This window comes from Carboxylicivirga mesophila (genome assembly GCF_018271975.1).
GTDB lineage: Bacteria > Bacteroidota > Bacteroidia > Bacteroidales > Marinilabiliaceae > Carboxylicivirga > Carboxylicivirga mesophila.
Genome location: NZ_JAGUCN010000036.1, coordinates 1 through 23,354, shown reverse-complemented (window position 1 = coordinate 23,354; position 23,354 = coordinate 1). Strand labels below are relative to the sequence as shown.

Genomic DNA, 23,354 nt, shown 5'->3' with positions numbered 1-23,354 from the left:
AATATTAAAAGATAACAATATGGCAAGCGTTAGAGAATTAAAGAAAGACATCAACTTTCTGGCATCAGAGCTGATTACTGAAGCTTACGTTAAACAATTGGTGAAAGAGGATGTGAATAATGATAAAATTGCCGAAGTGATGGTGAAGGCCATTGAATTCAGAAATGAATTAGTAGCTAAAGCTAATCACCCTGACGCAAAAAACAATGCTAAAAAGGTAAAAGCATACTACCAGAATCTGAGAAAAAGCATGATGGAGCAGTTTTTATCTATTTCAGAAGAAACAAATGCCCTTTAATTAGCTAAGGGACAATCTTATTTAAACTTCTGTCGTAACTGACAGAAGTTTTTTTTGGCTTTTTCCATCCTCATCCGTTAATCCATTTTTGCAAAATAATATCAACCAGAATAGCATCTGAATGAACTGTTTTAAGCAACCGCAGCTATCCCCAATAGTAGGGAGTATATCTTCAACAATCCTTACCACACACTCCTCACAAACCCATTAGTCGCTAAAATACTGACACTTACACACACCTACTCATTTAACTACGTTATAACTACTACTAATATTTACCAACATTTAGGGATTTCCTGCATTGTTGCTATGAGGTAATTTTGTACCCAAATAACAAACACAAACTTCTTATCAATTTTAGAAGCAAAGGGAAATCAACAAACAATGAAAAGAATCGTACTACTGGCCGCATTATTTGCCGGCATTTTAAGTGCTAATGCACAAAACACCAATGCTGATGAGCAGCAGTTAAACTCAGCTCAACGCCTCTTAAACTCAAACCAGGGATTAACCATTGGTGGTTATGGTGAAGTTCATTTCAATCAGCCAATGAATTCAGACACCTACAACAATGGGAAATTGGATGTGCACCGTGTGGTTATGTTGTTTGGATACAACTTTAATGAGAAAACTCAGTTTGTAACCGAATTGGAGTTTGAGCACGTCAGCGAAGTGTATGTAGAGCAAGCCTTTATCCAACACAAATTAAGCAATGCCTTCCAGTTCCGTGGTGGTCTGATGCTGATACCAATGGGTATTGTGAACGAGTATCACGAACCAAATACCTTTAATGGCGTTGAACGACCATTAATTGACAAGTATATTGCACCTACAACATGGCGCGAGATTGGAGCCGGTTTCACAGGTAATATTTTACCTGCTTCTATTCGCTATCAGGCATATGTTGTTGGCGGATTTAACGGTTATGATGGCTCGGGCAAATTCAGTGGTAAAAACGGGTTGCGCAAAGGTCGCCAGAAAGGTGCAGAAGCGTATGTTAGCTCGCCTAACTTCACCGGTAAAATTGAATACTTTGGTATCCGCGGCTTAAACATTGGTTTGTCGGGGTACTTTGGCGATTCACAAAGCACACTTTATGATGGTCTTGATAAAAGCGATAAAGAAGGTGTTGCTGCAGCTGATTCTTCAACTGTTGGCATGGCCATGATTGGATTAGATGCCCGCTACACATATGGTGGATTACAACTACGCGGTCAGTACTATCACACATCGCTTTCAAACACAAAACAATACAACGAGTTCACTGGTAACGACCTTGGCAGTGGCATGTTCGGATATTATGTAGAAGCTGGTTATGATGTATTTAAACATCTTGACAGTGTAAAAACAGGCCTGATTCCTTTCGTACGTTACGAGGCTTATGACACCCACAGCAAAACAGATGGTAACCTTGCTAAAAATGATGCGTACGATGTGAAAGCCATTACAACTGGCCTAACTTTAAAACTTACTCAGAATGCTGTTTTGAAAGCAGACATGCAGTTTGTTAAGTCGGCAGCCAGCGATGAGTATGCAAAAACGTTTAATGCCGGATTTGGTATAATGTTCTAATAAGAAATATGAAGCAGTCAGTATTAACAATTGTATTGGTAGCATTAAGCTACTTGGCTTATGGACGTGGAGATATTAACTACAAACATAAAGCCATCCAAAAAACACTTGAGAAAAACTTAAGTCTGGTTAATCCGCAGTTAAGCGAATTAGATTTGCCGGCCAACTATGCAACAGGCATTGAAGGTAAGTTTTTTAATGTGGCCAGCGATAATACTGACGCTGAAATAAAATACATGTACATTGGTCGTGTGAACAGCTGCCGCGCAGGTGGCTGTTCCATGCCAAGTGCATTGACACAAGGTGGAGAGTCAGAATACTTTGATTACCTCATGGCATTTAACGACAAATGCGAAGTGATTATGGTGAAAGTGTTTAATTACCAGGCAACACATGGCCATGAGGTAACAGCTAAAGGCTGGCTGAAGCAATTTATTGGCTATAATACAGATGGCAATAATCTGGAGGTTGGTAAGAATATTGACTCGATCTCGGGTGCCACTATCTCAGTCAATGGCATCACCCAGGATATTAGCGATAAAACTCAAATCATCAGTAGTTTCTTGAATCGTTCCTAGTCCTTAAAATTTATTCGCAGCTGTAAAGCCTCAGGTTCATCATCCTCTTTAAAATTAGAAACTGTGAGGCCTAAGAGCCGGATGGGCCTGTTTAAGGGGGCTTCGCGCACCAACTCTGAGGACAACTCATTCAACAGCTTCTCGCCTATTGGCTCAATCACTGTTTTTGAACGGGTTATCTGCTCAAAATTATCAAACTTAACTTTGAGGGTTAAGGTCTTGCCTTGCTTTCCACTTTTCGACAGGCGCTTTATCAATCCTTCTTTCAGCCGGTTCAGCTCCAGCTGAATTTGCTGCTCATCCACCAAATCTTTACTAAAGGTATTTTCAATGCCCACCGATTTGCGTTCACGATGTGGTCTGACTGGCCGCTCATCATTCCCTCGTGCAATATCGTAGAAGTACTGACCGGCCTTACCAAAGTAATGGACCAGGCGTGACAAATCGTAGCGCAGCAGGTCCTTCCCTTTATGAATATCGAGCTGATGCATCTTCTCGGCGGTCTTCTTCCCTACACCAAAAAACTTTTCGATGGGCAACTGTTCCACAAAAGCCTGAACACCTCCGGGCTTAATGATGAACATTCCATTGGGTTTGCGCTGATCACTGGCCACCTTGGCCAAAAACTTATTCACACTCACGCCAGCCGATGCCGTTAAGTGGGTTGTTTCAAATATCTTTTGCTTGATTTCGCGGGCCACCTGTGTAGCCGATTCAATGCCTTTCTTATTTTCGGTCACATCCAGAAAAGCCTCATCCAACGACAGAGGTTCTACCAAATCGGTGTATTCAAAAAAGATTTCACGAATCTGTTGGGACACCTCTTTATATACTTCAAAGCGATGCTTTTGAAAGATGAGTTGAGGACAAAGCCGCTGCGCTACTTTAGACGACATGGCCGAACGCACGCCAAACTTTCGGGCTTCATAGCTGGCAGCTGCAATCACACCTCTCTCGCTATTACCTCCCACAGCAACCGGTTTGCCCTTTAATTCAGGGAAATCGCGTTGCTCAACGGAGGCAAAAAACGCATCCATATCGATATGTATAATTTTTCGCTGCAAAATCCTTTTAATCGTGCCGCAAGTTAATACTAATAAAGCGAATGGTTTGATGGTATCTACAGGCAGTTGTTTCGTCAGGTGACTTATGAAATCCTTCGCCCAGATTGCGGAGTACAAATAAGCAACTTAAAAACCATCCGACAAAGTTGTGGAGTTCAAATAACCAACTTAAAAATCCTTCGACAAGGTTGCGGAGTACAAATCATCAACTTAAAAACCATCCGACAAGGTTGTGGAGTACAAATAACCAACTTAAAAACCATTCGACAAGGTTGCGGAGTACAAATAACCAACTTAAAAATCCTTCGACAAGGTTGCGGAGTACAAATAACTAACCTAAAAACCATCCGACAAAGTTGCGGAGTACAAATAACCAACTTAAAAACCATGCGGCAAAGTTGTGGAGTTCAAATAATCAACTTAAAAATCCTTCGACAAAGTTGTGGAGTACAAATAACCAACTTAAAAACCATGCGACAAAGTTGCATCCCATCTACTGGTTAATATATGGTAAGAGTCTCACTCAAATCGCATTTATCATTCCGACAATTCGATGTATCTTCGCAGCTGAAATGAATAAATCTGTTGACTTAACAAAAGGCCCCATATTCAGCCAGCTGGTTAAACTGGCCCTACCTATCATTGGCACATCGCTCATGCAGATGGCCTATAACCTGACCGATATGATTTGGTTAGGCCAACTGGGCAGTAACGCCGTTGCGTCGGTGGGTGGCGCCGGCTTTTTTATCTGGCTGGGCATGTCCATTCTTTTGGTTACCCGGATTGGTGCCGAGGTAGGCGTTTCGCAGGCTTTGGGCCGAAAGGAACCTGAAACGGCGGCTCGCTATGCCCGTCATTCACTTTTCTGGGCCTTACTGCTTTCCTTGATTATTGCAGCCATTACGCTGGTTTTTACCCCACAGTTGATTGGCATTTTTCGCCTATCCAAAGGGGTAGTTGAAGATGGCGCCATCAGTTACCTGCGCATCGTTTCACTGGGATTTGTGTTCACCTTTATGAACCCCACGTTTCAGGGTATTTACAACGGTGTTGGCAACAGTCGTTTGCCCTTTTACTATTTACTAATTGGTCTCGGGCTCAATATGCTGCTCGATCCGCTAATGATTTTCGGACTGGGGCCAATTCCGGCGCTTGGGGTTAATGGTGCAGCTTTTGCAACCGTTATTGCACAGGTAGTGGTATTTGCTGTTTTCTGTATCCGCTTTGTCTGGAAGAAAGAAATCATCGACCCGGATTTCAAGCGTTTCAGACTCAACAGGGCTATCTCCCTGAAAATATTTAAACTGGGCATGCCGGTAGCTGCTGAAAGCTCACTATTTGCGTGCTTCGCCCTGATACTGGCCCGCATGATTACCAAATGGGGCGATGTACCCATTGCGGTGCAAAGTGTAGGTGCACAGATAGAAGCCATCTCCTGGATGACCTCATCGGGATTTGCCACGGCACTGGGGACGTTTACCGGTCAGAATTTCGGGGCCAATAACTGGGGCCGCATCAAAAAAGGCTACTATACCACACTGGGTATTGGTATCTTTTTAGGAACCATTGTAACAGTGGCCTTTTTCGTATGGGGAAAGCCCATCTTTTCGCTGTTCCTGCGCGAACCGGAGCCCTTGCAAATGGGCATCACCTACCTGAAGATATTGGCCGTTTCGCAGGTATTTATGATCATCGAAATCATTACACGAGGCGCGTTCAATGGCATTGGGCGCACAGTACCGCCTTCAATTGTAGGCATTGTATTTACCGGTGGGCGTGTGCCGGCAGCGATGGTGCTATCCCTCGAAAAATATTTGGGTATGTTGGGTATCTGGTGGGCCATCAGCCTGTCGAGCATCTTTAAAGGCGTGGGACTAATGGCCTGGTACATGCGTGTGCTACATCGTGCCGAAGGGAAAAGTTATAAGCGTAAGAAAGTACAACTCTCTTTACTGCCCACGCGGCAACGGCAGCAGATAAAGATTGAGGAAATAGATGACATCTCCTCAAATCAGATAAATCATTAAAGCCCTGTTCAGAAGAAAACAGAACCAAACCACAAATAGCGCAAATCATCACAAAGTTGGATTACTAATGTGAATCAATAGTTAAAACTTGCTTAATAATAAACCTTCAACCCATATCAGGGTTGTTTTCTCACCATATTCATAACCCCGCGCTTTGCACGGGGCTATTATTGTTAATGTCCTACAGACATTTTTTATCCTGAAGGGATTTAATTTTAATAACCATGGGTGCAACCCATGGTATATTAATATATTACAAACAGAACCCCGGAGTGGGTTCAACGATTGATTCCCATTACTAATAACCCTCGGCTCTGGGTCTCTTGAGTTCAAACGTCATAATGCCTGTTCGGCATAACAAGAAACATTATCTTTGCCTCAGGGCAATTTGAATTAGTTGTGATTTAAAACAATGACCATCCAATAAGTCAAATACGAATGAATAATAACTGGTTAAAAGATCAATCAAGAAAAGTAGAGATAAAAGTATCGGCCGATGGTTCACACACCTTGTTTGTGCCTGAGCTGGATGAGCACTATCACTCGGTCAACGGCGCCTACAATGAGTCGATGCATGTGTTTATTGAGCCGGCCTTGCAGTTTTGCCAGAAAGCTTCTGTGAGCATACTGGAGATAGGATTGGGAACCGGTCTGAATGCTTTTCTGTCGGCTATTAATCAAGGTGATAAAACCATTTTTTATCATGCGCTTGAAAAATATCCGATTACACCCGAAGCTGCGTCACATCTGAACTTTGCAAAAGCAGAAGCCGAACAGCAACTCTTCACCCGGCTACATGAGCTTCCCTGGAACGAAGCAGCAGAACTCCAGCCAGGCTTTACTCTGCTTAAGGATGAAGCTGATTTAACCAACATCACTTTTGACAGGCCATACGACCTGGTGTACTTTGATGCATTCGCTCCTGAAGTTCAGCCTGAAATGTGGGGAGAAGCTATCTTTCAGAAGATTTACAAGGCTATGAATAATGATGGCATTTTAACCACCTACTGTGCCAAAGGTGTTGTTCGCCGCACCATGCAAGCCGTTGGTTTCACTGTTGAACGACTACCCGGACCGAAGGGGAAAAGAGAGATGCTGCGAGCAGTAAAGAAATAATACCTATATAATTAGCAAAATGGTTCAAGGTGCATTTGGTATAACACGATGCTTCCTGCGGTTATTCAGACTTCATTTGAACTGAATATGAATAATATTAAACTATTATTCATTCTGAAAACACCTCTCCTCAATCCTCTCCTTCAAGGAGAGGAAGCCACTACTAAATAAAGATATCTTCATACATTAGAGATAGTTGCCTTTTTAAATAATGTCACCTTCTCCTTGAGGAGAAGGCTGGGATGAGGTGATGAAGTTATAGATTATTAGTATAAAAAATGTCTCTCTTTATTTTCGGACATCCTCTTCTGAAAACAGACTTTGTCTTACCAGACGGGTTCCTCATTTTTTACAAAAACGAGGATCAAAAAATCTCATTAAAAGAGGCGATTGCTCCGCAACGGCTTGAGTCTTATGACTACAGGCTTCCCTTCTCCTTCGTCGAAGCCGCCCTTCCGCCATATTCAAGCCTATCGCTTACTTTCAATGTTTCAAAACGTTGTTTTGATTGGTGATTGATTACCTTGCTGAGTTTCTAAACATTGTTCTTCAATTCCTAATCTGCTAAGTTTCTCCCGCCGGTGAGATCGTTCCGGTTGCAGGGTGACCTGTCCCATTGGCGAGCCTGCGAAGGGGTGAATAATAAATAATTTAGGTACCTAAGCAGATGAATTCTCCATCAGCAATATGCCACATGAAACAATATTCTTTCAGGAAACTGAATGGCCGTGAGGGAACCTGTATCAGCGTATTTTCCCATGAAACACCCGGTATCGATGTTGATAACAGAAGAGTCGCTCTCAACCAATCGCTGACAGGCTTCCAGGGAAATAATGCTGTGCCCATGTATAATAGTGCGCTTGGTTAGCATTGGATTAGAGTACTGTACATTGCGACTCCACAACATGGCTATTGTATCCTCAAACGGATTAGCAAGCTCATCGTTAAAACCAGCGTGTACAAAAATTCTACGTCCATCCATATGGCAATATTTTAATTGACGAAGAAACCTGAAATAACCATCGCCCATCTTATTAGGTTCGGACACTCCAAAGCTTTCCAAAGTCGTATAACCTCCGTTGTAATGCCAGGCAACAAAGTACTTATAATCGTCCAATGCTTTTAGCAGCATCTCCTCATGATTACCTAACAAGGGAATAAGCTGATAACCATCTCCTATAAGCCGAATGATATAATCCAGCACCTCCTTACTCTGCGGTCCCCGATCAATGTAGTCGCCAAGCATGATGAGTACATCCTCCTTTTTAAGCTTCAATTGCTCCTCTACCATTGTTTTTAACGAACAATAGCACCCATGAATATCCCCTATAGCCAATAATCGTGTTGACATAATCACTGGGTTTAGTCAAACAACCAAAACATTCGCCTCATTTATCTGCTTCTCAATCACGCAGGCACCCAGATTAAACCATCCGTTCACCCGATCAAGTATCCACCCATCTGAGCTGATGACAATACATTCACTCTGAGCCAGTTTTTTATCCGGATTCATGTGCAGCTCCACTTCCCAGTTAAACTGATGCTGCCGTGCTATTTCCATCATTCTGGTTTTGAGTCTGCCGCTGTTGGAAACTGGTTGATCGAGGTACCACTTAACGGCCTTAACATGCAACTTTTCCAGAGCCTTACCGATTAATACGATGGCATCTTCAGTTTTTGTTACCCGTTTATAGGAACCATGCACACTGGAGATATCACGATAGGTGCCATCTCTGGCCTTAAAAATATACGCCCCAGACAAGGCATTTTCGAGTAGAATCAGCATATTAAAACCATCCACCTCAACAACAGAATCTTTAACAGATGCAGGGGAGCAATGCGACTGCTGCCGCTTTCTGATAGCCTTCTCACCCGAACCAATCCTGCGTATGGCACTGCGCTGCCGCTGATTTAAGCGATACCTGTTACCCACCACCTGAAGCGCGGAATTTTCGGCGTACTCCCTCGTGAGTAAATAGCAATAGTCATTAACCGCCTCTGTCAATACAGGGTGCCATTTGGGCGCAAAGCACGTATCATCTCCCGACTGTTTACCTCTGTTTCGCATGGTTTTAATATTATGGCACACTAATAAGACACATATATAAGTTAGGTGATAAACGTGCGCTTCGCAACTATCCACAGAACGAAAAAGGATGACACCTTTATCTTGCGTTACACAAGTAAAGATGCCATCCTTACAACAAACGATTTATCTTGTTACTCTGCTAAAAAGCTAAGAACTACTTCAGGTCCTTCTTCTCAAAAGATGGAGCAACCTGAATGCCTTCCTTCTTCCATTTAGCAATCAACTCATCCAGATTCGCTCTGAAAAGCTGGTAATCCTTCTTCTCTTGAGCGGTCCATCCCACCTCGGCATAAGCCGCCAGGCGTGGAAAAACCATGTTATCCATATCTCGCACTTCAGGTATCCACTCTCCCCACATCTGACAGCCGCTACCTAACACTTTATGGTGGTATTTAGCATCCAGACCATCCGGAATGGGATTAAACTCATAGGCCTTTTCCAATGGGATATATTCGTAGGAATAATCCAGATAAGAATAAATGTGGTAGGAATTAACAATATCGTAACCGCCTTGCACCGCCTCATTGATCAGCTCAGGACTTCCTTTCCAGAAATGAATAATGGCACTTTTAGCCAATTGTTCCGTCACTTCCACGTCTTCAGCCTTCTGCCATTCATGCACATTGCCGCCCAGTATCTCATTCCACCCCATCATGCGGTGTTTGTTTGCATCCAGATAATTGGAAATACGATTTGTAAAATACACCTGCAAATCAGCTGGCGTTTTTAAGCCTTTCACTTTCATGAAGTCCTGCACCGTCTCTGAGTTTTTCCAAGCCTCAAAACGCACCTCATCACCACCAATATGCACAATGTTTTCCGGGAATAGGGCCATCACCTCATCCAACACATCTTCCAAAAACTCATACACACGGGCATCGGCCACATTGAACGAATCAGGCAGTTTGCCAAACACCACGGGCACCTCTGTCAGTTCACCAATAGTGCCCAGCCAGGGATACGCTGCAATGGCTGCCGAGGCATGTCCGGGCATCTCTATTTCAGGAACGATGGTGATATGACGTTGTTGTGCATAGCTGATGATGTCTTTGATTTGTTCCTGGGTGTAGAAACCACTATGCGGCTTTCCTGAGCGTTCTTTGCTATCCCAGCCACCTGTTTGTGTATTACTGCGAAAAGCTCCAACCTCAGTCAGCTTAGGATACTTTTTTATTTCTATGCGCCAACCCTGGTCATCTGTCAGGTGCCAGTGAAAAACATTCATCTTCAATAAGGCCATCTGGTCCAGCAACTTCTTCACCTGCTCCTCACCCTTGAAATACCTGGCCTCATCGAGCATAAAGGCCCGCCAACTGAAACGTGGTTGATCTTCAATACTCACAAATGGTAATTCATAAACATCTGTGGCAGAGGCATCAATCGGCAGCATTTGTCTCAATGTTTGAATCCCATAAAACACCCCAGCTGCATTAGCGCCATTGATTTCAATGCCTTGCTTGCTAATCTCAAACTGATAGCCTTCTTCGCCTAGTGATTCGGCTAAGGTGGCATTGGTTGTTAAGGTAATTCCCTGTCCTTTTTTGACCATTTTTTTTATGGATGCCTTGCTGTAAGGCATCAGCACTTCCTTTAGATAGCTCGCATTATCACTATTATCAGTGTCAGCAATAATGTTGATAGCGGCTGGAAGCTTAAAAACGCCATCCTTTTGCACCACCTTCATCGGCTGCGGTATGACACTCACCGACTGAGCAACCAGCAAATTAGCCACCAATAACAGACCGGCCAATAACCCTAATTTCTTATTTTTCATCATAGATATTGATTTGCAAAATATTTGCACCACTAATTTATTAATCTTTTAACAGGAAAAACTGTGGTCGCCCGTACAATTGAAACGCTTTGAGCCTGCCCGACTGTTCATAATACGAATGCCTTAAACGTACTCCTTTCACACTAGTGATTTCGCCCAAATCAACAATCAAACAAGGGTCCTGATCATTCTCTACTGCTTTCCATTGTGTTCCCAGATTGCCATCAATGATGTATTCTGCAAACCCTTTATCCTCAACCTCAGAACTGGTATAAACCACCTTCCAGGTATCCTTTGTCAGTACGTTGCCATCCTTATCAATCACATCCAACTCACAAACACCTGCAGGATTACCATCATTGCTTGAAAGCACTTCCAATGCAAGGTGGCGCATGGTTACCGGACTATCGAACTGAAACTCCTGCCAGCCTTGCTCATTACTCATCTCTGCTTTTAGTACCACATCACCACTATCCAAAACAGGTTTCAGGCTGTAATCCATTGTGCTTTTCTCTCGCTTGTTTTTATCAATACCCAGCTGATCAAGTATCGGCTCTTTAAGGCCTTTTACAGCTCTCGCACCAGTATCTTCGAAGGCAAAAATCACTAGTTCATTCTGCCCCTTCTTCAACCATGGCCCCGGCACATATAAGGTTTGCTGAGGGCCGATATTCCAGAACTTCCCTAAAGAACGACCATTTATCCAGGCTGCTCCCTTACCCCAGCTACTCATATCTATAAATGTATCCCCAATACTATCAAGCGTAAAAGTTGCGCGGTGAAAAGCAGGTTGTCCTTTTATGGGATTATCTTGATAGTTAAAACTGCCAACAGGCGCCTTATACAAGGGCAATGATGTGCATTTCCACCCCAGGAGTTCGGTACCATTGACACTCACTTTTTCAGTAATACCTTTGCGATTATTCAGGATATCGGCACCATAGTTAACACGCCCCACATTTTCAACGATGATCTCCAGCTTAGCCGGAACCTCTTTCACGTCAATCTCCATGGAGCTTTGACGATGACGACGGTCGAGACTGCCTATTTGTTTCCCATTAAGCAGCACTACGGCATAATCCCTCACATCTTTGATGGTTAATGTACCTTTCGTCTTTTCATTAAGTATTGTTTCGTAATGAATATAGCCAAAGTCCTGATTCATTTCCTCCATGCACAGCGGCTTTTCGGCTTCAACAGTTTTTCCAAAAGCAGCGGATAGAGATGCGGATTCAGTAAGTACCAGTTCCTCAATCTCAATGACCGGATTAGGTGACGGCACCTCAGGCAATTGTTCATCTTTATACAGATGCTGTTGCAAAACCTCTCTGAATGCCCAGTACTTTGGATACATATTACCGTATTCGCCCAGTGGTGCATCGTAGTCGTAACTAGTGGGTTGTGGCGCATAACCATAAGCCGTGTTAGCACCATTGGTATAATCAAAGTTGGTACCTCCATGAAACATGTAGATACTCACCGACACATTGTTTTTCACCATCCACTCCAGTTGCTCAGCTGGCTTTTTATAGTCGCGATAAGAATGTGGTGTACCCCATACATCGAACCAGGCCGGATAAAACTCTGCCACAAAATATGGTCCGCCCGGATGAAAGCGATCGACTGATTTAAAGATGTCTTCACCCACCGCACCATTAACCGTGCTTAAGGTGCCATCCACATGACCGGCCTCCATCTGTCCCGCGCCATCACAGGTCATCAATGGCACATTAAACCCGGCTTCCTTAATCATATCGCGTAGTTTACCCAGGTAAACTTTATCGGCACCATAAGAACCATACTCATTTTCAACCTGCACCATCAGGATGGGGCCACCATTACTAACCGTTAAATCAGACAGCTCTTCGCCCAATCGCTGGATATAGTTCTGACAAGCTTGCAGAAAGCGCTCATCATTGCTACGGTAAACCATGCCCTCTTCTTTGAGCAGCCACCATGGATATCCTCCAAAATCCCACTCGGCACACACATATGGCCCCGGACGAAGTATCACAAATAAGCCTTCCTCCTGTGCAATCTGGATGAAACGCTTGATATCTGCTTGTCCCTTAAAATCGAATACACCAGGTTGCCGTTCGTGGTAATTCCAAAACACATAGGCCGACACCGTATTGATGCCCATCGCCTTTGCACGCTTCATACGGTCGCGCCAGTATTCCTTGGGAATGCGCGGATAGTGCATTTCACCACAAATCAACTGAATGGGCTGCTCATCCAGATAAAAATTTCCCTCTCTTATCTCAAAGCGGCTTGACTGAACACCTGATGATGTACATGACAAAAGCAGTGTGACCATCAAAGAAGTGCAAAACGTCAGTAAAAACTTAGGCATGCTGTGCAATTTCATGAATCGTATTATTTAATAGACGTAATCTTTACTACTCGGCATTGATGTGGCTCCACAGTCAATTTTATCGGAGCTGATGGTTTAAAATCAAGGTCTTTGTGCAGCCATAGATCGCGCACTTTCACCTGTCCGTCAAAACCTAACTGGGCGATATCGAGTGCTATTTTCCGTTTCTTATCATTATCGCGATTAAGAAAACCAACGGCCCACGAACCATCTGCCAGTGGTTTGGCCCAAATCTCTTCAGCTCCGTCTTTGTGGATGCGCGATGCCTGCTTACCCAACTCATCCTGATTAACAGCGATAAGTTCCTGATTGGTAAGAATGCGCTTGGTATCAGCATCCATATTGCGGATGTCGCAGGTCATCAGTAAAGGCGCTGATAATAGTGACCACAATCCAAACTGCGCTTCATACTCGGTAACGGTACAGCCATTGGCGCCATTGGCCGAAGAAGATGCACCTGTTCCGTTAAGGCCAATGACCAGCATGTCAGGATCGTTCCAACGACCCGGTCCGGCGAACTTTTCCAGTCCCACCTGACGGTCCAAAGCTTCCATGATGCCGTTATGCCCGTTATTATACTGCCCATGCTCCCAAGTATCGCGTAAGTCCCAGGTGGTGCGCCATAGCTGACCATCCACCTTAGCCCCCCACAACCATGGTGCCCGCTGCCCCCACTCGCAAATGGCAAACACCATAGGACGGCCGGTTGCTCTAACAGCTTTAATGAACTTCTCGTAGCGCTCAATGCCAGTCCATAAGTCTTCGGGCGCATGGCAGTAGTCGCACTTGATGTAATCCACTCCCCATTCGGCATAGGTTTGTGCATCCATCTCCTCATAGCCTAAACTACCGACCATACCGGCACAAGTATATTCTGCAATATCTGTATATATCCCAAATTTAAGGCCTTTGCTATGGACATAATCAGCCACCACCTTCATGCCATTGGGAAATTTATGTGGATCAGGAAACACCTTGCCATTGGCATCGCGACCGCCATGCCACAAATCATCCAGAATAATGTACTCGTAACCGGCCTCTTTCAGCCCGTTCTCTACCATGGCATCGGCCAGTTCCATCACAATGCTTTCACTGATATTGCCTTCGAAGAGGTTCCAGCTTATCCAGCCCATGGGAGGCGTTGCTGCCAGCACTTCTTTTTGCTGCGCTTTTGCTGAAACGTTCAGAAAACAGGCGATGCACATCGTCCAAAAGATTAGTTTATTTTTCATAATTCGAACAAAGAGATTAAAAAAAAATGCCCCGAAGGGCATTTTATATTTAGTATGATTAATAGCCATCATTTTGCTTCAGCTGTGAATTACGATCCATAGCCGTTGTGGGAATCGGCATTAGCATTAAACGCTGAGCCCATGTCAGTTCAACGCTATTCACACGACCTGAAATATCTGTATAAGCTTTATCGCTCATTACAACACTTGCAGCATGCTTCCCTTTAACACCACCGTTACGTGTAGCATCTTCATACATTCGTATATCGAAGTAGCGCAAACCTTCACCGGCCATCTCAATTCGGCGCTCTGAACGTATAAACTCTATTGCTTCTGTTTTTCCAAGGCCTGATGGCACATGAGGCATACCCAGTCTATCTCTCAGCTTATTCAGTTCTGTTTCAACAGTCGCATCGTATCCTGTTGTCTGCGTATGTGCCTCAGCATAAATCAGGAGCATTTCAGCTAAGCGCATAATAGGAAAGTCAACACCACTTACACCATAGCCGCCTCCCCAGGCACTTCCAAAGTCATCATAGCGTTCACTCGCTGCCATTTTGCGGAAAGTATACCCACTCTCACCATGGTTTCGAATGGTACTTTTATAACTGTAAAATAAATCTTCCTGAAAAGCTCTTACAGATGAGAATGGAAACATGATGGAAGCGTATAAACGGGCATCACGGTTACGAAATTGAGTCATAAAATCGTCACTAGTCAGATCGCCTGATGCATACAATTGTCTGATGGCCTCAACTTCCGATACGCCATCCTGATTTACTATATCCAGCATTTTCTGTTCAAGCACCTGGAATTGCTGATTTATAGTTGCATAATCAACAGGACTGAATTCAGTTCCATCGGTCATCCAATACGCATCAACTAATGGTTGAATAGGCACAATGGTTGCCCATCCCTGGTAGTTGGTTAATGGAGGTGGCAGAAAAGATGCAAAGCGTGTCCAATCACCATACTGCTCATTAGGCTCATATTCTTTAAACATTATAGCCTCTGTATTAGCTGCCCCATCAGTATGCCAAATCGAGTAGTAATTTTGAATCCCTTGTTCAAAAGCCGCTTTATCAATCCCTAAAGTACTATAATCAACCAACTGGCTAAAGAACTCATTATCTTCTTCCATACCGGTATTGCTGGTCACCCCTGACAGTAAAGCATAACCACCTTTGTCAATAACATATCGGGCCGCATCTTCGGCCTGCTTATATTCACCAAAAAAATAAGCTAAACGTGCTTTAATAGCTGTTGCAATGGCTTTATTGAAACGGGCCGGATCATTCGACACGGGCAAAATGGCTATGGCCTCATCTAACTCTCTTAGAATCCATTTACGTACTTCATCCTGTCCAACACGGGCGACTCCTTCTTGTCCATAATCATTTGTCAGCTCCTCAACAATAACAGCATCTCCATAAAAAAGAGTAATATTGGCATGCAGCCAGGCACGCATCACTCTTGATTCGGCTGTGTAAACCTCTACCAGTTTGGCAGTTTCATCATCGATATCCATTTTACTGGTTAAATCAATGAAGGTGTTACACACACGAATACCTGAATAATCGTAAGCCACATTGGTTGCTGCATTTATAGTACCCTTTTGGATAATACCACCATGGCTATCCCAAGGGTTACGTGAGTAACCATTATCTACAAAACCATCGCGATTAGCTGCACCAGTTCCACCCGGGATATATTGATATATCCCATTTCGCAATTGTTGAAGTTTGGTTTTATCAATTTTTGATGGATCCAAAGTATCCTGAGGCACCACATCAAATAAATCGCTGCAAGCACTAAAAAGTAGAGCGATTAAAACTATATTAATTAACTTAAATGCTTTCATAATTCTTCTTTATGGTTGCTTTTAAAATGCGAATGACACTCCGGCAGTGTAAGTTATCGTACCTAATTGAGCAGATCTACCTGAACTACGCTCTACCTCAAAGTCTTTCATGCGCTTATCTCCTCTAATAGTAAATGCATTATCTGCTGAGACGTAAAAACGCAAATCTTCAATTCCCCAACTGCTGGTTTTGGCATTTGGCATAGTATAGGAAGCCGTAATGTTTTTCATACGGAAATAAGATGCATTAAACAACCAGAACGATGATGTTTGACCTGTGTTATAAGTATAACGTGCATCACTAGGTAAGAACAGTTTTGGATAATCAGCCCCCTGGTTATCTGGCGTCCAGTAGTCGCGCTGCCAATCACGTGGCACTGAGTTATCAAAGAATATTTGAGACGCCTCCATATCAAGGTAAACCTGGGTATTGGTAACACCTTGCCCAACAATAGACAAACCCCAGTTTTTATACTTTAAATCAATATTCATTCCGTAAATAAAACTTGGCACATCGTTTCCAACTACAGTTCTGTCATCGTCATTAATAACGCCATCTCCATTTTTATCAACATACTTGATCATGCCAGCCTCAGGCATTTGACTTCCCAAAGGAATAGCTTTCCCATCTGCGATGTCCTGTTCAGAATATAAACCATCGGCTTCCAGCATAAAAAATGAACCTACCGACTGACCTACCTGATATATCCAGTAAGAATTTGGCGGCAGATTTTCAACATCACCCAAATCGACCACTTCATTGTTATTGATTGAAGCATTGGTACTAACCGTATATGAGAAATCTCCTAATGTTTTAGCATGTGTTGCCACAAATTCAAAACCACTGTTACGCACTATACCAACATTTTTAGCAGGTATTTTATCCGAATCGAGACCTGTTTCAATGGCATTATCATCAGCACGAACCAAAATATCTTCAGTTGTTCGGTTGTAATACTCAAGCGAGATATTTAAACCTCCGTTGAAAAAACCAGCATCGACACCAATATTTGAAGTAACGGCTGTTTCCCATGTTAAATCAGGATTAACAATACGTCCTTCTGAAACAATGGGTACGGCTCCTCCACCAATGATAGCAGTGCCACTCTCAGAATAAGTAGGGTACGTATCGTAAAGCCCCACATTTTTGATATTACCACTCTGTCCATATGACGCTCTCAGCTTCAGGTTATCTAACCATTCCAGTCCCTGCATAAATTCCTCTTCACTGATTCGCCATCCGGCAGAGAATGATGGGAAATACCCCCAGCGGCCCGACTCTGCAAATCGCGATGAGGCATCAGCTCGTAAGTTAGCTTCCAACAAGTACTTTCCTTTATAATCGTAAGATGCACGTCCAAAGAATGATAGCAATGATTCTTCACCTATAGAATGTTTTGATACCAGCTGATCATCAGGATTCGTTGAACCGCCATCGATAGCTCCCATATCATTACTTCCGAAGTTTTTACGCCCCATGTACATCCACTCACCCAGGTAGGTATCCACATGCGCACCACCTAGTAATACAAAACTATGATCATTTATTGTTTCATTATAGGTTACCCATCCATCATACACGTATTTTTGATTATAATTAGAATTTAGATCCATCTGATTAGTACTAACACCTGAGCCTGTTATGGTTGTCCCTGGATTTAAGAAACTCTCAAGCTCAGGTAATGAATTGATGAATGAGAACGAACGGTAGTTTTCGTATCGGTAAGCAAACTGATTGGTTATGGTCAATTTAGTAGTCGGCTTAATTTCCAGATTTAGTGTTCCCAGCAACTCGCGCTTTGTTGAATTACCTCTGCCACCTTCATTTAACATTCTCAGCGGATTGGCTCTGGCTTCCTCACCGGTAACTTCCACACCATTACGAACAGTACCATACGAACCATTTGAGTGACGTGCTACCTGTGTTGGAGGAACTCTCAAGGCCTCAAAAAACGAAGCTTGACCTTTTGTTCTGTCATACTTGGTATGAATATATGTAATACCAGTAGTTAGACTCACCTTATCGTTAAACTTCATTTTGGTTTTATTGGTAAAGTTGAAACGATCATTTGTGATACCTGGTGAGAATTCCTCACTGCCTAAGTACCCCAAGTTAAACATATTGGTAATCTTTTCGGTACCTGAAGTAATATTCAAACTGTGCTTTGTAAAAAATGGATTCTGATTCATCACCTCATCAAACCAATTGGTATTAGGATAAATATCAGGATTCACTCCACTTCGATACTTGTTTATCATATCTTGTGAGAATAGCAAATCTTCTTCAGCCACACCCATGTTACGCTGCGCTACAGAATATAGCTCACCATATTCGGCTGAACTGACAACATCTGGTAATACCGTTGGAGCCTGAAAACCTATTGAACCATTGTATGTTATACGTGTCTTACCTTCCTTACCTTCTTTGGTAGTAACTAAAACCACACCATATGCAGCTTTGGCTCCGTAAATAGCTGCCGATGACGCATCTTTCAGGAAAGTTATATTCTCAATTGAAGCAGGATCCAGATTCGAGAAGAAAGCTTCAGTCACTTCCACATTATCAATAATATAAAGTGGAGCTGAATTGCCTAAGTTACCCCTACCACGAATGTTGATAGATACGCCACCCGGTCTGTCAAGCACCATTACTCCAGGAACTGTACCCTGAATAGACTTTAAAATATTGTCATTGGGTCTTTCTTCCATTTGCTCAGCATTAACGGTGGCAATGGCACCCGTTAAGTTCACTTTACGCTGTGCACCATAACCCACAACTACAACTTCATTTAAATCAGTGAATTCTTCCACTAAAGTGATGTTAATGTTTGTGCGTCCCGAAGCATTCACTTCCTGCGGTACAAAGCCAATGTAGGAAAATACCAGAATAGCATCACCATTACTAACTGTGATGTTGTAATTGCCATCAAAGTCGGTAATACCTCCATTGGTTGGGTTTGATTTGTCGTACACATTCACACCCGGCAATGGTTCCCCATTGACATCGACTACAGTACCGCTTATGGTTAGCGCTTGCTGGGTAGCATTTCGAACAGCCACTTCTTTTGTGGTTAAAATCACCTGATTATCAATGATACGATAGGCCACATTACTCTGGCCAAAAAGCTCATCCAGCACATCCTCAATGTTTTCATTTTTCGCATCGATGCTGACGGTTTGGTTTACATCCATGCTTTGAGGGCTGAAAAAGAACTTGTAGTTAGACTGCTCTTCCAATGCACTGATTACCTGTATAATCTTCACATTATTGAGCTTAAGATTCACTTGCTTCTCTTGTGAGTAGCTGGTTGCTGAATAGGCCTGAACGATACCTATTAGGAATAAAACAACAATTGCTTTCATAATCCGCAATGCTCTTTTATGGGTATGAAGAGCCCATACCCATGGTTTCTGTTTTTTTTTCATAAATTTGTAATGTTTGTAGGGTTCTAAAAAATAACGCTTTGAACACTCTGCATTCTAAACAGGATTGTGTGCCACCACTTTCCTGTTTTCTTTTATATAATTATTGATTACTGCTAATCACCACCTTTCTTTTTGAGAATGAACCATCCTTTAAACGCTTCGGATGCTCAATCTTATACTTTATTGGTAAAATCAACCTGGTTATCTCCAGTACTTCTTCCAATCGCTCATTTTCAATTTTTGCATATACAGGTAAAGCCTCCAGTTCTTTATCGGCTATCTCGATATCGACATTATAGAACTTCTCCAGCTCCATAGCCGCATCCAGCAAACTTTTATTCTTTAACACCAATATGCCTTTGGTCCATGAGATTTGCTCTTCTGCGATGGCTTGGGCAACTTTAAAAGTATTACCCAAACTACTATAGGTGTACTCCTGACCTGGTTGGAGCACTGCCTGATGTTCATTATTATTCCCCAGCATCTCAACACTGCCCTCCTCCAAAAAGACACGGGACACATCTTCTGCTTCAAAGGCCTCCACATTAAAGCGGGTACCCAGTACCTTCACCTTAAAACTGTGAGTTGAAACCACAAATGGATGACTTTCATCTTTAGCCACTTCAAAGAAAGCTTCTCCTTTTAGGTCAACCGCCCGTAGTCCGTCTGCCTGTAAATATTCTAAAACAGAACCAGCCTGCAGCCACCCCGAAGAGCCATCGGGCAAAAAGAAACGTGTGCGACTATTCTGTGGCGACTCTACTGTAATACTACTCTGAGCCATTGAAGGTGCTTCCTGGTTAAAATAGTAAAGGGCTACCACCACCATCAATGGAATTAACAGGATAGCAGCAATGCGTTGCACCCACTGTCCAATACTCCTGGTGCTTACCTTCTTTGTCTTGCGCTCCAGCTCCTGTGCCTTGTAAAATATTTTGTAGTACAATTCATCGGGCTCATTAAGGACCAGGTCATCACGACTACTCACTTCATCCCAATGATTCTCCAGCTCTTTTTTAAACGTCTGCTCATGTTCTTCGGTCTGTAAATAATTATACAGCAACTGATAATCATCGTCCGAAAGCGGTACTCTGGTTCTTAATTTTTCTATGATCTGATCAAATTGTATCATATACGACTTGCTGCTTTTACTCCTATTATCCGTAAGATAAATCAGGGTCCTATTAGTATTTGATTTTTTTTTGAATTATTTATCTATCCGCTACCAGTAATAAATACAAGTAGCAATCTCACAGACAAATATCAATATAAGGTCAGGAATAATAATATGGCCAGACCGCCTTGTAGCTGTTCGCGTATCTGCCGGTAGGCTGCCGTCAACTGATTCTTAACGGTTTTTTCTGATAGCTGAAGGTGTTCGGCCACCTCGCTTACGGTCAACCCCTCTTTTTTACAAAGCAGGTAAACCATTTTACGCTTCTCGGGCATCTGCTCAACAATGGTATCAACCTTTCGGGCCAGCGCTGCATAGTCAATTTCATCACTATCTTCGCTCCTGTTTATATCATGCTCGATGTAATAGGACTGCAATAACTCATTCTCACGTTTCTGCTTTACAAATGCTTTACGTATTTCATTATAAGCGATGGTGAATATGTAGCCTTTCACCGACTCGTTATGCTTTAGTTCATGGCGCTTTTGCCACAGTTTGATAAACACCTTTTGCACTACCTCCTCTGCATCGTCCTTTGAAGGCATATAATGCCCGGCAAACTCTAAAAGTTTGCGACCATATTTAAGGTACAAGCCTTCAAATGCTTTAGTTTCGTCTATCGCAAAGACCTTCACTAATTCGGTATCTGGTGTATCTGGCATCACCTGGCTAGCTTTTTTTGAGCCGTTAAAATAAGTTAATAAACCAGAGAAATGCAAAACAAAGAGAAACACATTATACTTTCGTTTCTTTTTAAAGTAACAACTTTGATGGCCTTTTAACCCAATTCGAAAGCATAAACAGATACCAACAAACACTTTAAATAATCGCTATTACCAAACTAACCTAGCAACACAATATATATCCCTGACCTATATCCTTGTTAGCCTATGCCAATATTTGTATTTTCACTGTCAGAACAGAATATTTCATTCAAATTGAACTTCTATGAAAAAGTTATTATTGCCACTGATGGCACTTGCCGGGCTGATGGCTTGTCAGCCTAAAGTGACTTACACCAGCTCCGACCCAAATATTAAAGAAAAAGTGGAAGAGTTTATCCCGTTTACCTTAAGCACTGACCTATCGGTATTAAGTGAAAAAGAGAAGCAGATGTTGCCTTTGCTGTTTGAAGCTGCCGAAATAATGGATGGCTTGTTTTGGCAACAAGCGTGGGGCGATAAAGAAGAGCTTCTTGCCAACACGCCTGATGAATACCTGAAGAAATTTATGCTGATTAATTACGGTCCCTGGGAGCGCCTTAACGACAACCAATCATTTGTTGAAGGCATTGGCACTAAACCGCTAGGTGCACAATTTTATCCCTTAGACATGACCAAGGAGGAATTCGAAGCCTTTGATCATCCTAAGAAATCGGATTTATACACTATACTGAAGCGCAATGCTAAGGGTGAATTAGAGGTAGTGCCATATAGTGAAGCCTATAAAGCTGAGTTAAGCAAGGTATCTGATTTATTGAAAAAAGCAGCTACCCTGGCCGAAGACGAAGGATTGAAGAACTACCTGACTTTGCGTGCTGATGCCCTGCTGAGCAACGAATACCAGCCAAGCGACATGGCCTGGATGGATATGAAAACCAACACCATTGATTTTGTTGTTGGGCCTATTGAAACATACGAAGATGCTTTGTATGGCAGTAAAGCCGCTTTTGAATCGTACATCCTGATAAAAGATAAAGAGTGGTCGGATAAGCTGACACGCTTTGCCGCCTTGTTGCCACAGCTGCAGGAATCGCTGCCCGTTGAAGCTGAATACAAGAAGGAAGTACCGGGTACCGATAGCGACCTGGGTGCTTACGATGCCCTGTACTATGCTGGAGACTGCAATGCCGGAAGCAAAACCATTGCCATTAACCTGCCTAACGACCCACAGGTGCACATTGAAAAAGGGAGTCGTAAGCTACAGCTGAAAAACTCGATGCGCGCCAAGTTCGACAACATATTGGCACCTATCAGTAAGGTGGTGATTGCTCCTGAACAGCAGCAACACGTTAAGTTCGATGCCTTCTTTGAAAATACCATGTTTCATGAGGTGGCACATGGCTTAGGCATCAAAATGACTTTAGATGGTACACAAAGTGTGCGTGAAGCGATGAAAGAAACGGCTTCGTCTATTGAAGAGGCCAAGGCCGATATCCTTGGACTATACATGGTGACCAAACTGGCCGAGATGGGTGAACTGCCAAACAAAGACCTGATGGACAACTACGTGACCTTTATGGCCGGTATCTTCCGTTCAGTGCGCTTTGGTGCTGCCAGCGCCCACGGTAAGGCCAACATGATGCGCTTCAACTATTTCCAGGAGCAGGGTGCCTTTAGCTACGATGAAGCAACAGGCTACTACACCGTTGATTTCGATAAGATGACAGAAGCCATGAATCACCTATCGGCCGAGATATTAGTGATGCAAGGCGATGGCAACTACGAAAAGGCTAAGCAGATGCTGGCTGAGATGGGCACCATCCGTCCGGCTCTACAGGCTGACCTGGATCGCATCGCTGCCGCAGGTATCCCCCGCGACATCGTATTTGAGCAGGGAGCTGCTGTGTGTGGATTGTAAGCAAATAAACATCATTAGATATAAAGGTGATCTCAAAAGAGGTCACCTTTTTTTGCACGAATAAAGTAATAACCTGAGTTCGATTTAAATTTTAAAACTCAGATTAAAATAAAGAGCTGATTTACAATGAATAATTTTAGAGGAATAGTGAACTATTGCGATAAAATTTGAAGCAGTAAATCAGTTATT

The 23,354-nt window shown here is 43.0% G+C and carries 16 protein-coding genes; 6 read left to right on the top strand and 10 right to left on the bottom strand.

The window, feature by feature from the left end:
* Window positions 1–19: 19 nt before the first annotated feature.
* The 3 genes from KEM09_RS20655 (at window position 20) to KEM09_RS20645 (ending at window position 2,448) form a co-directional block, all read left to right on the top strand.
* Window positions 20–298, top strand: coding sequence for a hypothetical protein (locus KEM09_RS20655; RefSeq protein WP_212231553.1), 279 nt, complete (start codon window positions 20–22; stop codon window positions 296–298).
* A gap of 384 nt (window positions 299–682) precedes the next feature.
* Window positions 683–1,870: a porin family protein gene (locus tag KEM09_RS20650; RefSeq protein ID WP_212231551.1), complete on the top strand. Its 1,188-nt coding sequence runs from the start codon at window positions 683–685 to the stop codon at window positions 1,868–1,870.
* 8 nt (window positions 1,871–1,878) lie between these two features.
* Entirely contained in the window at window positions 1,879–2,448 is a 570-nt protein-coding gene (locus tag KEM09_RS20645) for an FMN-binding protein (RefSeq protein WP_212231549.1), read from the top strand.
* On the opposite strand, the gene dinB is transcribed toward KEM09_RS20645, so the two are convergent.
* Entirely contained in the window at window positions 2,445–3,512 is a 1,068-nt protein-coding gene (gene dinB, locus KEM09_RS20640; RefSeq protein WP_212231547.1) for a DNA polymerase IV, read from the bottom strand. The genes KEM09_RS20645 and dinB overlap by 4 nt on opposite strands.
* Before the next feature lie 572 nt (window positions 3,513–4,084).
* Between dinB and KEM09_RS20635 the strand changes: the two genes are divergently transcribed.
* Together KEM09_RS20635 and mnmC2 are read left to right on the top strand one after the other, a co-directional pair.
* Window positions 4,085–5,539: an MATE family efflux transporter gene (locus KEM09_RS20635; protein WP_212231538.1), complete on the top strand. Its 1,455-nt coding sequence runs from the start codon at window positions 4,085–4,087 to the stop codon at window positions 5,537–5,539.
* A gap of 438 nt (window positions 5,540–5,977) precedes the next feature.
* Window positions 5,978–6,655, top strand: coding sequence for a tRNA (5-methylaminomethyl-2-thiouridine)(34)-methyltransferase MnmC2 (mnmC2, locus tag KEM09_RS20630; RefSeq protein WP_212231536.1), 678 nt, complete (start codon window positions 5,978–5,980; stop codon window positions 6,653–6,655).
* A gap of 679 nt (window positions 6,656–7,334) precedes the next feature.
* Here mnmC2 and KEM09_RS20625 read toward each other — a convergent pair.
* The 9 genes from KEM09_RS20625 to KEM09_RS20585 all read right to left on the bottom strand — a co-directional run bounded on the left by KEM09_RS20625 (window position 7,335) and on the right by KEM09_RS20585 (window position 21,247).
* A complete protein-coding gene (locus KEM09_RS20625) occupies window positions 7,335–8,006 on the bottom strand; it encodes a metallophosphoesterase family protein (protein ID WP_212231534.1) in 672 nt (223 codons plus the stop codon).
* 15 nt (window positions 8,007–8,021) lie between these two features.
* Window positions 8,022–8,723, bottom strand: coding sequence for a DUF434 domain-containing protein (locus KEM09_RS20620; RefSeq protein ID WP_212231532.1), 702 nt, complete (start codon window positions 8,721–8,723; stop codon window positions 8,022–8,024).
* A gap of 175 nt (window positions 8,724–8,898) precedes the next feature.
* A complete protein-coding gene (locus KEM09_RS20615; RefSeq protein ID WP_212231530.1) occupies window positions 8,899–10,521 on the bottom strand; it encodes a beta-N-acetylhexosaminidase in 1,623 nt (540 codons plus the stop codon).
* A gap of 37 nt (window positions 10,522–10,558) precedes the next feature.
* Window positions 10,559–12,871, bottom strand: coding sequence for a beta-galactosidase (locus tag KEM09_RS20610; RefSeq protein WP_212231529.1), 2,313 nt, complete (start codon window positions 12,869–12,871; stop codon window positions 10,559–10,561).
* Window positions 12,872–12,894: 23 nt separating this feature from the next.
* Entirely contained in the window at window positions 12,895–14,124 is a 1,230-nt protein-coding gene (locus KEM09_RS20605) for a glycoside hydrolase family 27 protein (RefSeq protein WP_212231527.1), read from the bottom strand.
* A 58-nt stretch (window positions 14,125–14,182) separates the two neighbouring features.
* Complete coding sequence (locus KEM09_RS20600) at window positions 14,183–15,985, bottom strand: RagB/SusD family nutrient uptake outer membrane protein (protein WP_212231525.1); 1,803 nt, start codon at window positions 15,983–15,985, stop codon at window positions 14,183–14,185.
* Between the two features lie 21 nt (window positions 15,986–16,006).
* Window positions 16,007–19,411, bottom strand: a complete 3,405-nt coding sequence (locus KEM09_RS20595; protein WP_212231523.1) for a TonB-dependent receptor — start codon at window positions 19,409–19,411, stop codon at window positions 16,007–16,009.
* Between the two features lie 100 nt (window positions 19,412–19,511).
* Complete coding sequence (locus KEM09_RS20590) at window positions 19,512–20,543, bottom strand: FecR family protein (protein ID WP_212231521.1); 1,032 nt, start codon at window positions 20,541–20,543, stop codon at window positions 19,512–19,514.
* A 131-nt stretch (window positions 20,544–20,674) separates the two neighbouring features.
* The gene (locus KEM09_RS20585; protein ID WP_212231519.1) at window positions 20,675–21,247 is read right to left on the bottom strand and encodes an RNA polymerase sigma factor; all 573 of its coding nucleotides are present in this window, start codon (window positions 21,245–21,247) and stop codon (window positions 20,675–20,677) included.
* 286 nt (window positions 21,248–21,533) lie between these two features.
* On the opposite strand from KEM09_RS20585, the gene KEM09_RS20580 reads away from it, so the two are divergent.
* Window positions 21,534–23,165 (top strand): dipeptidyl-peptidase 3 family protein, encoded by a 1,632-nt coding sequence (locus tag KEM09_RS20580; protein WP_212231517.1) that lies wholly within the window; start codon window positions 21,534–21,536, stop codon window positions 23,163–23,165.
* Window positions 23,166–23,354: the final 189 nt, after the last annotated feature.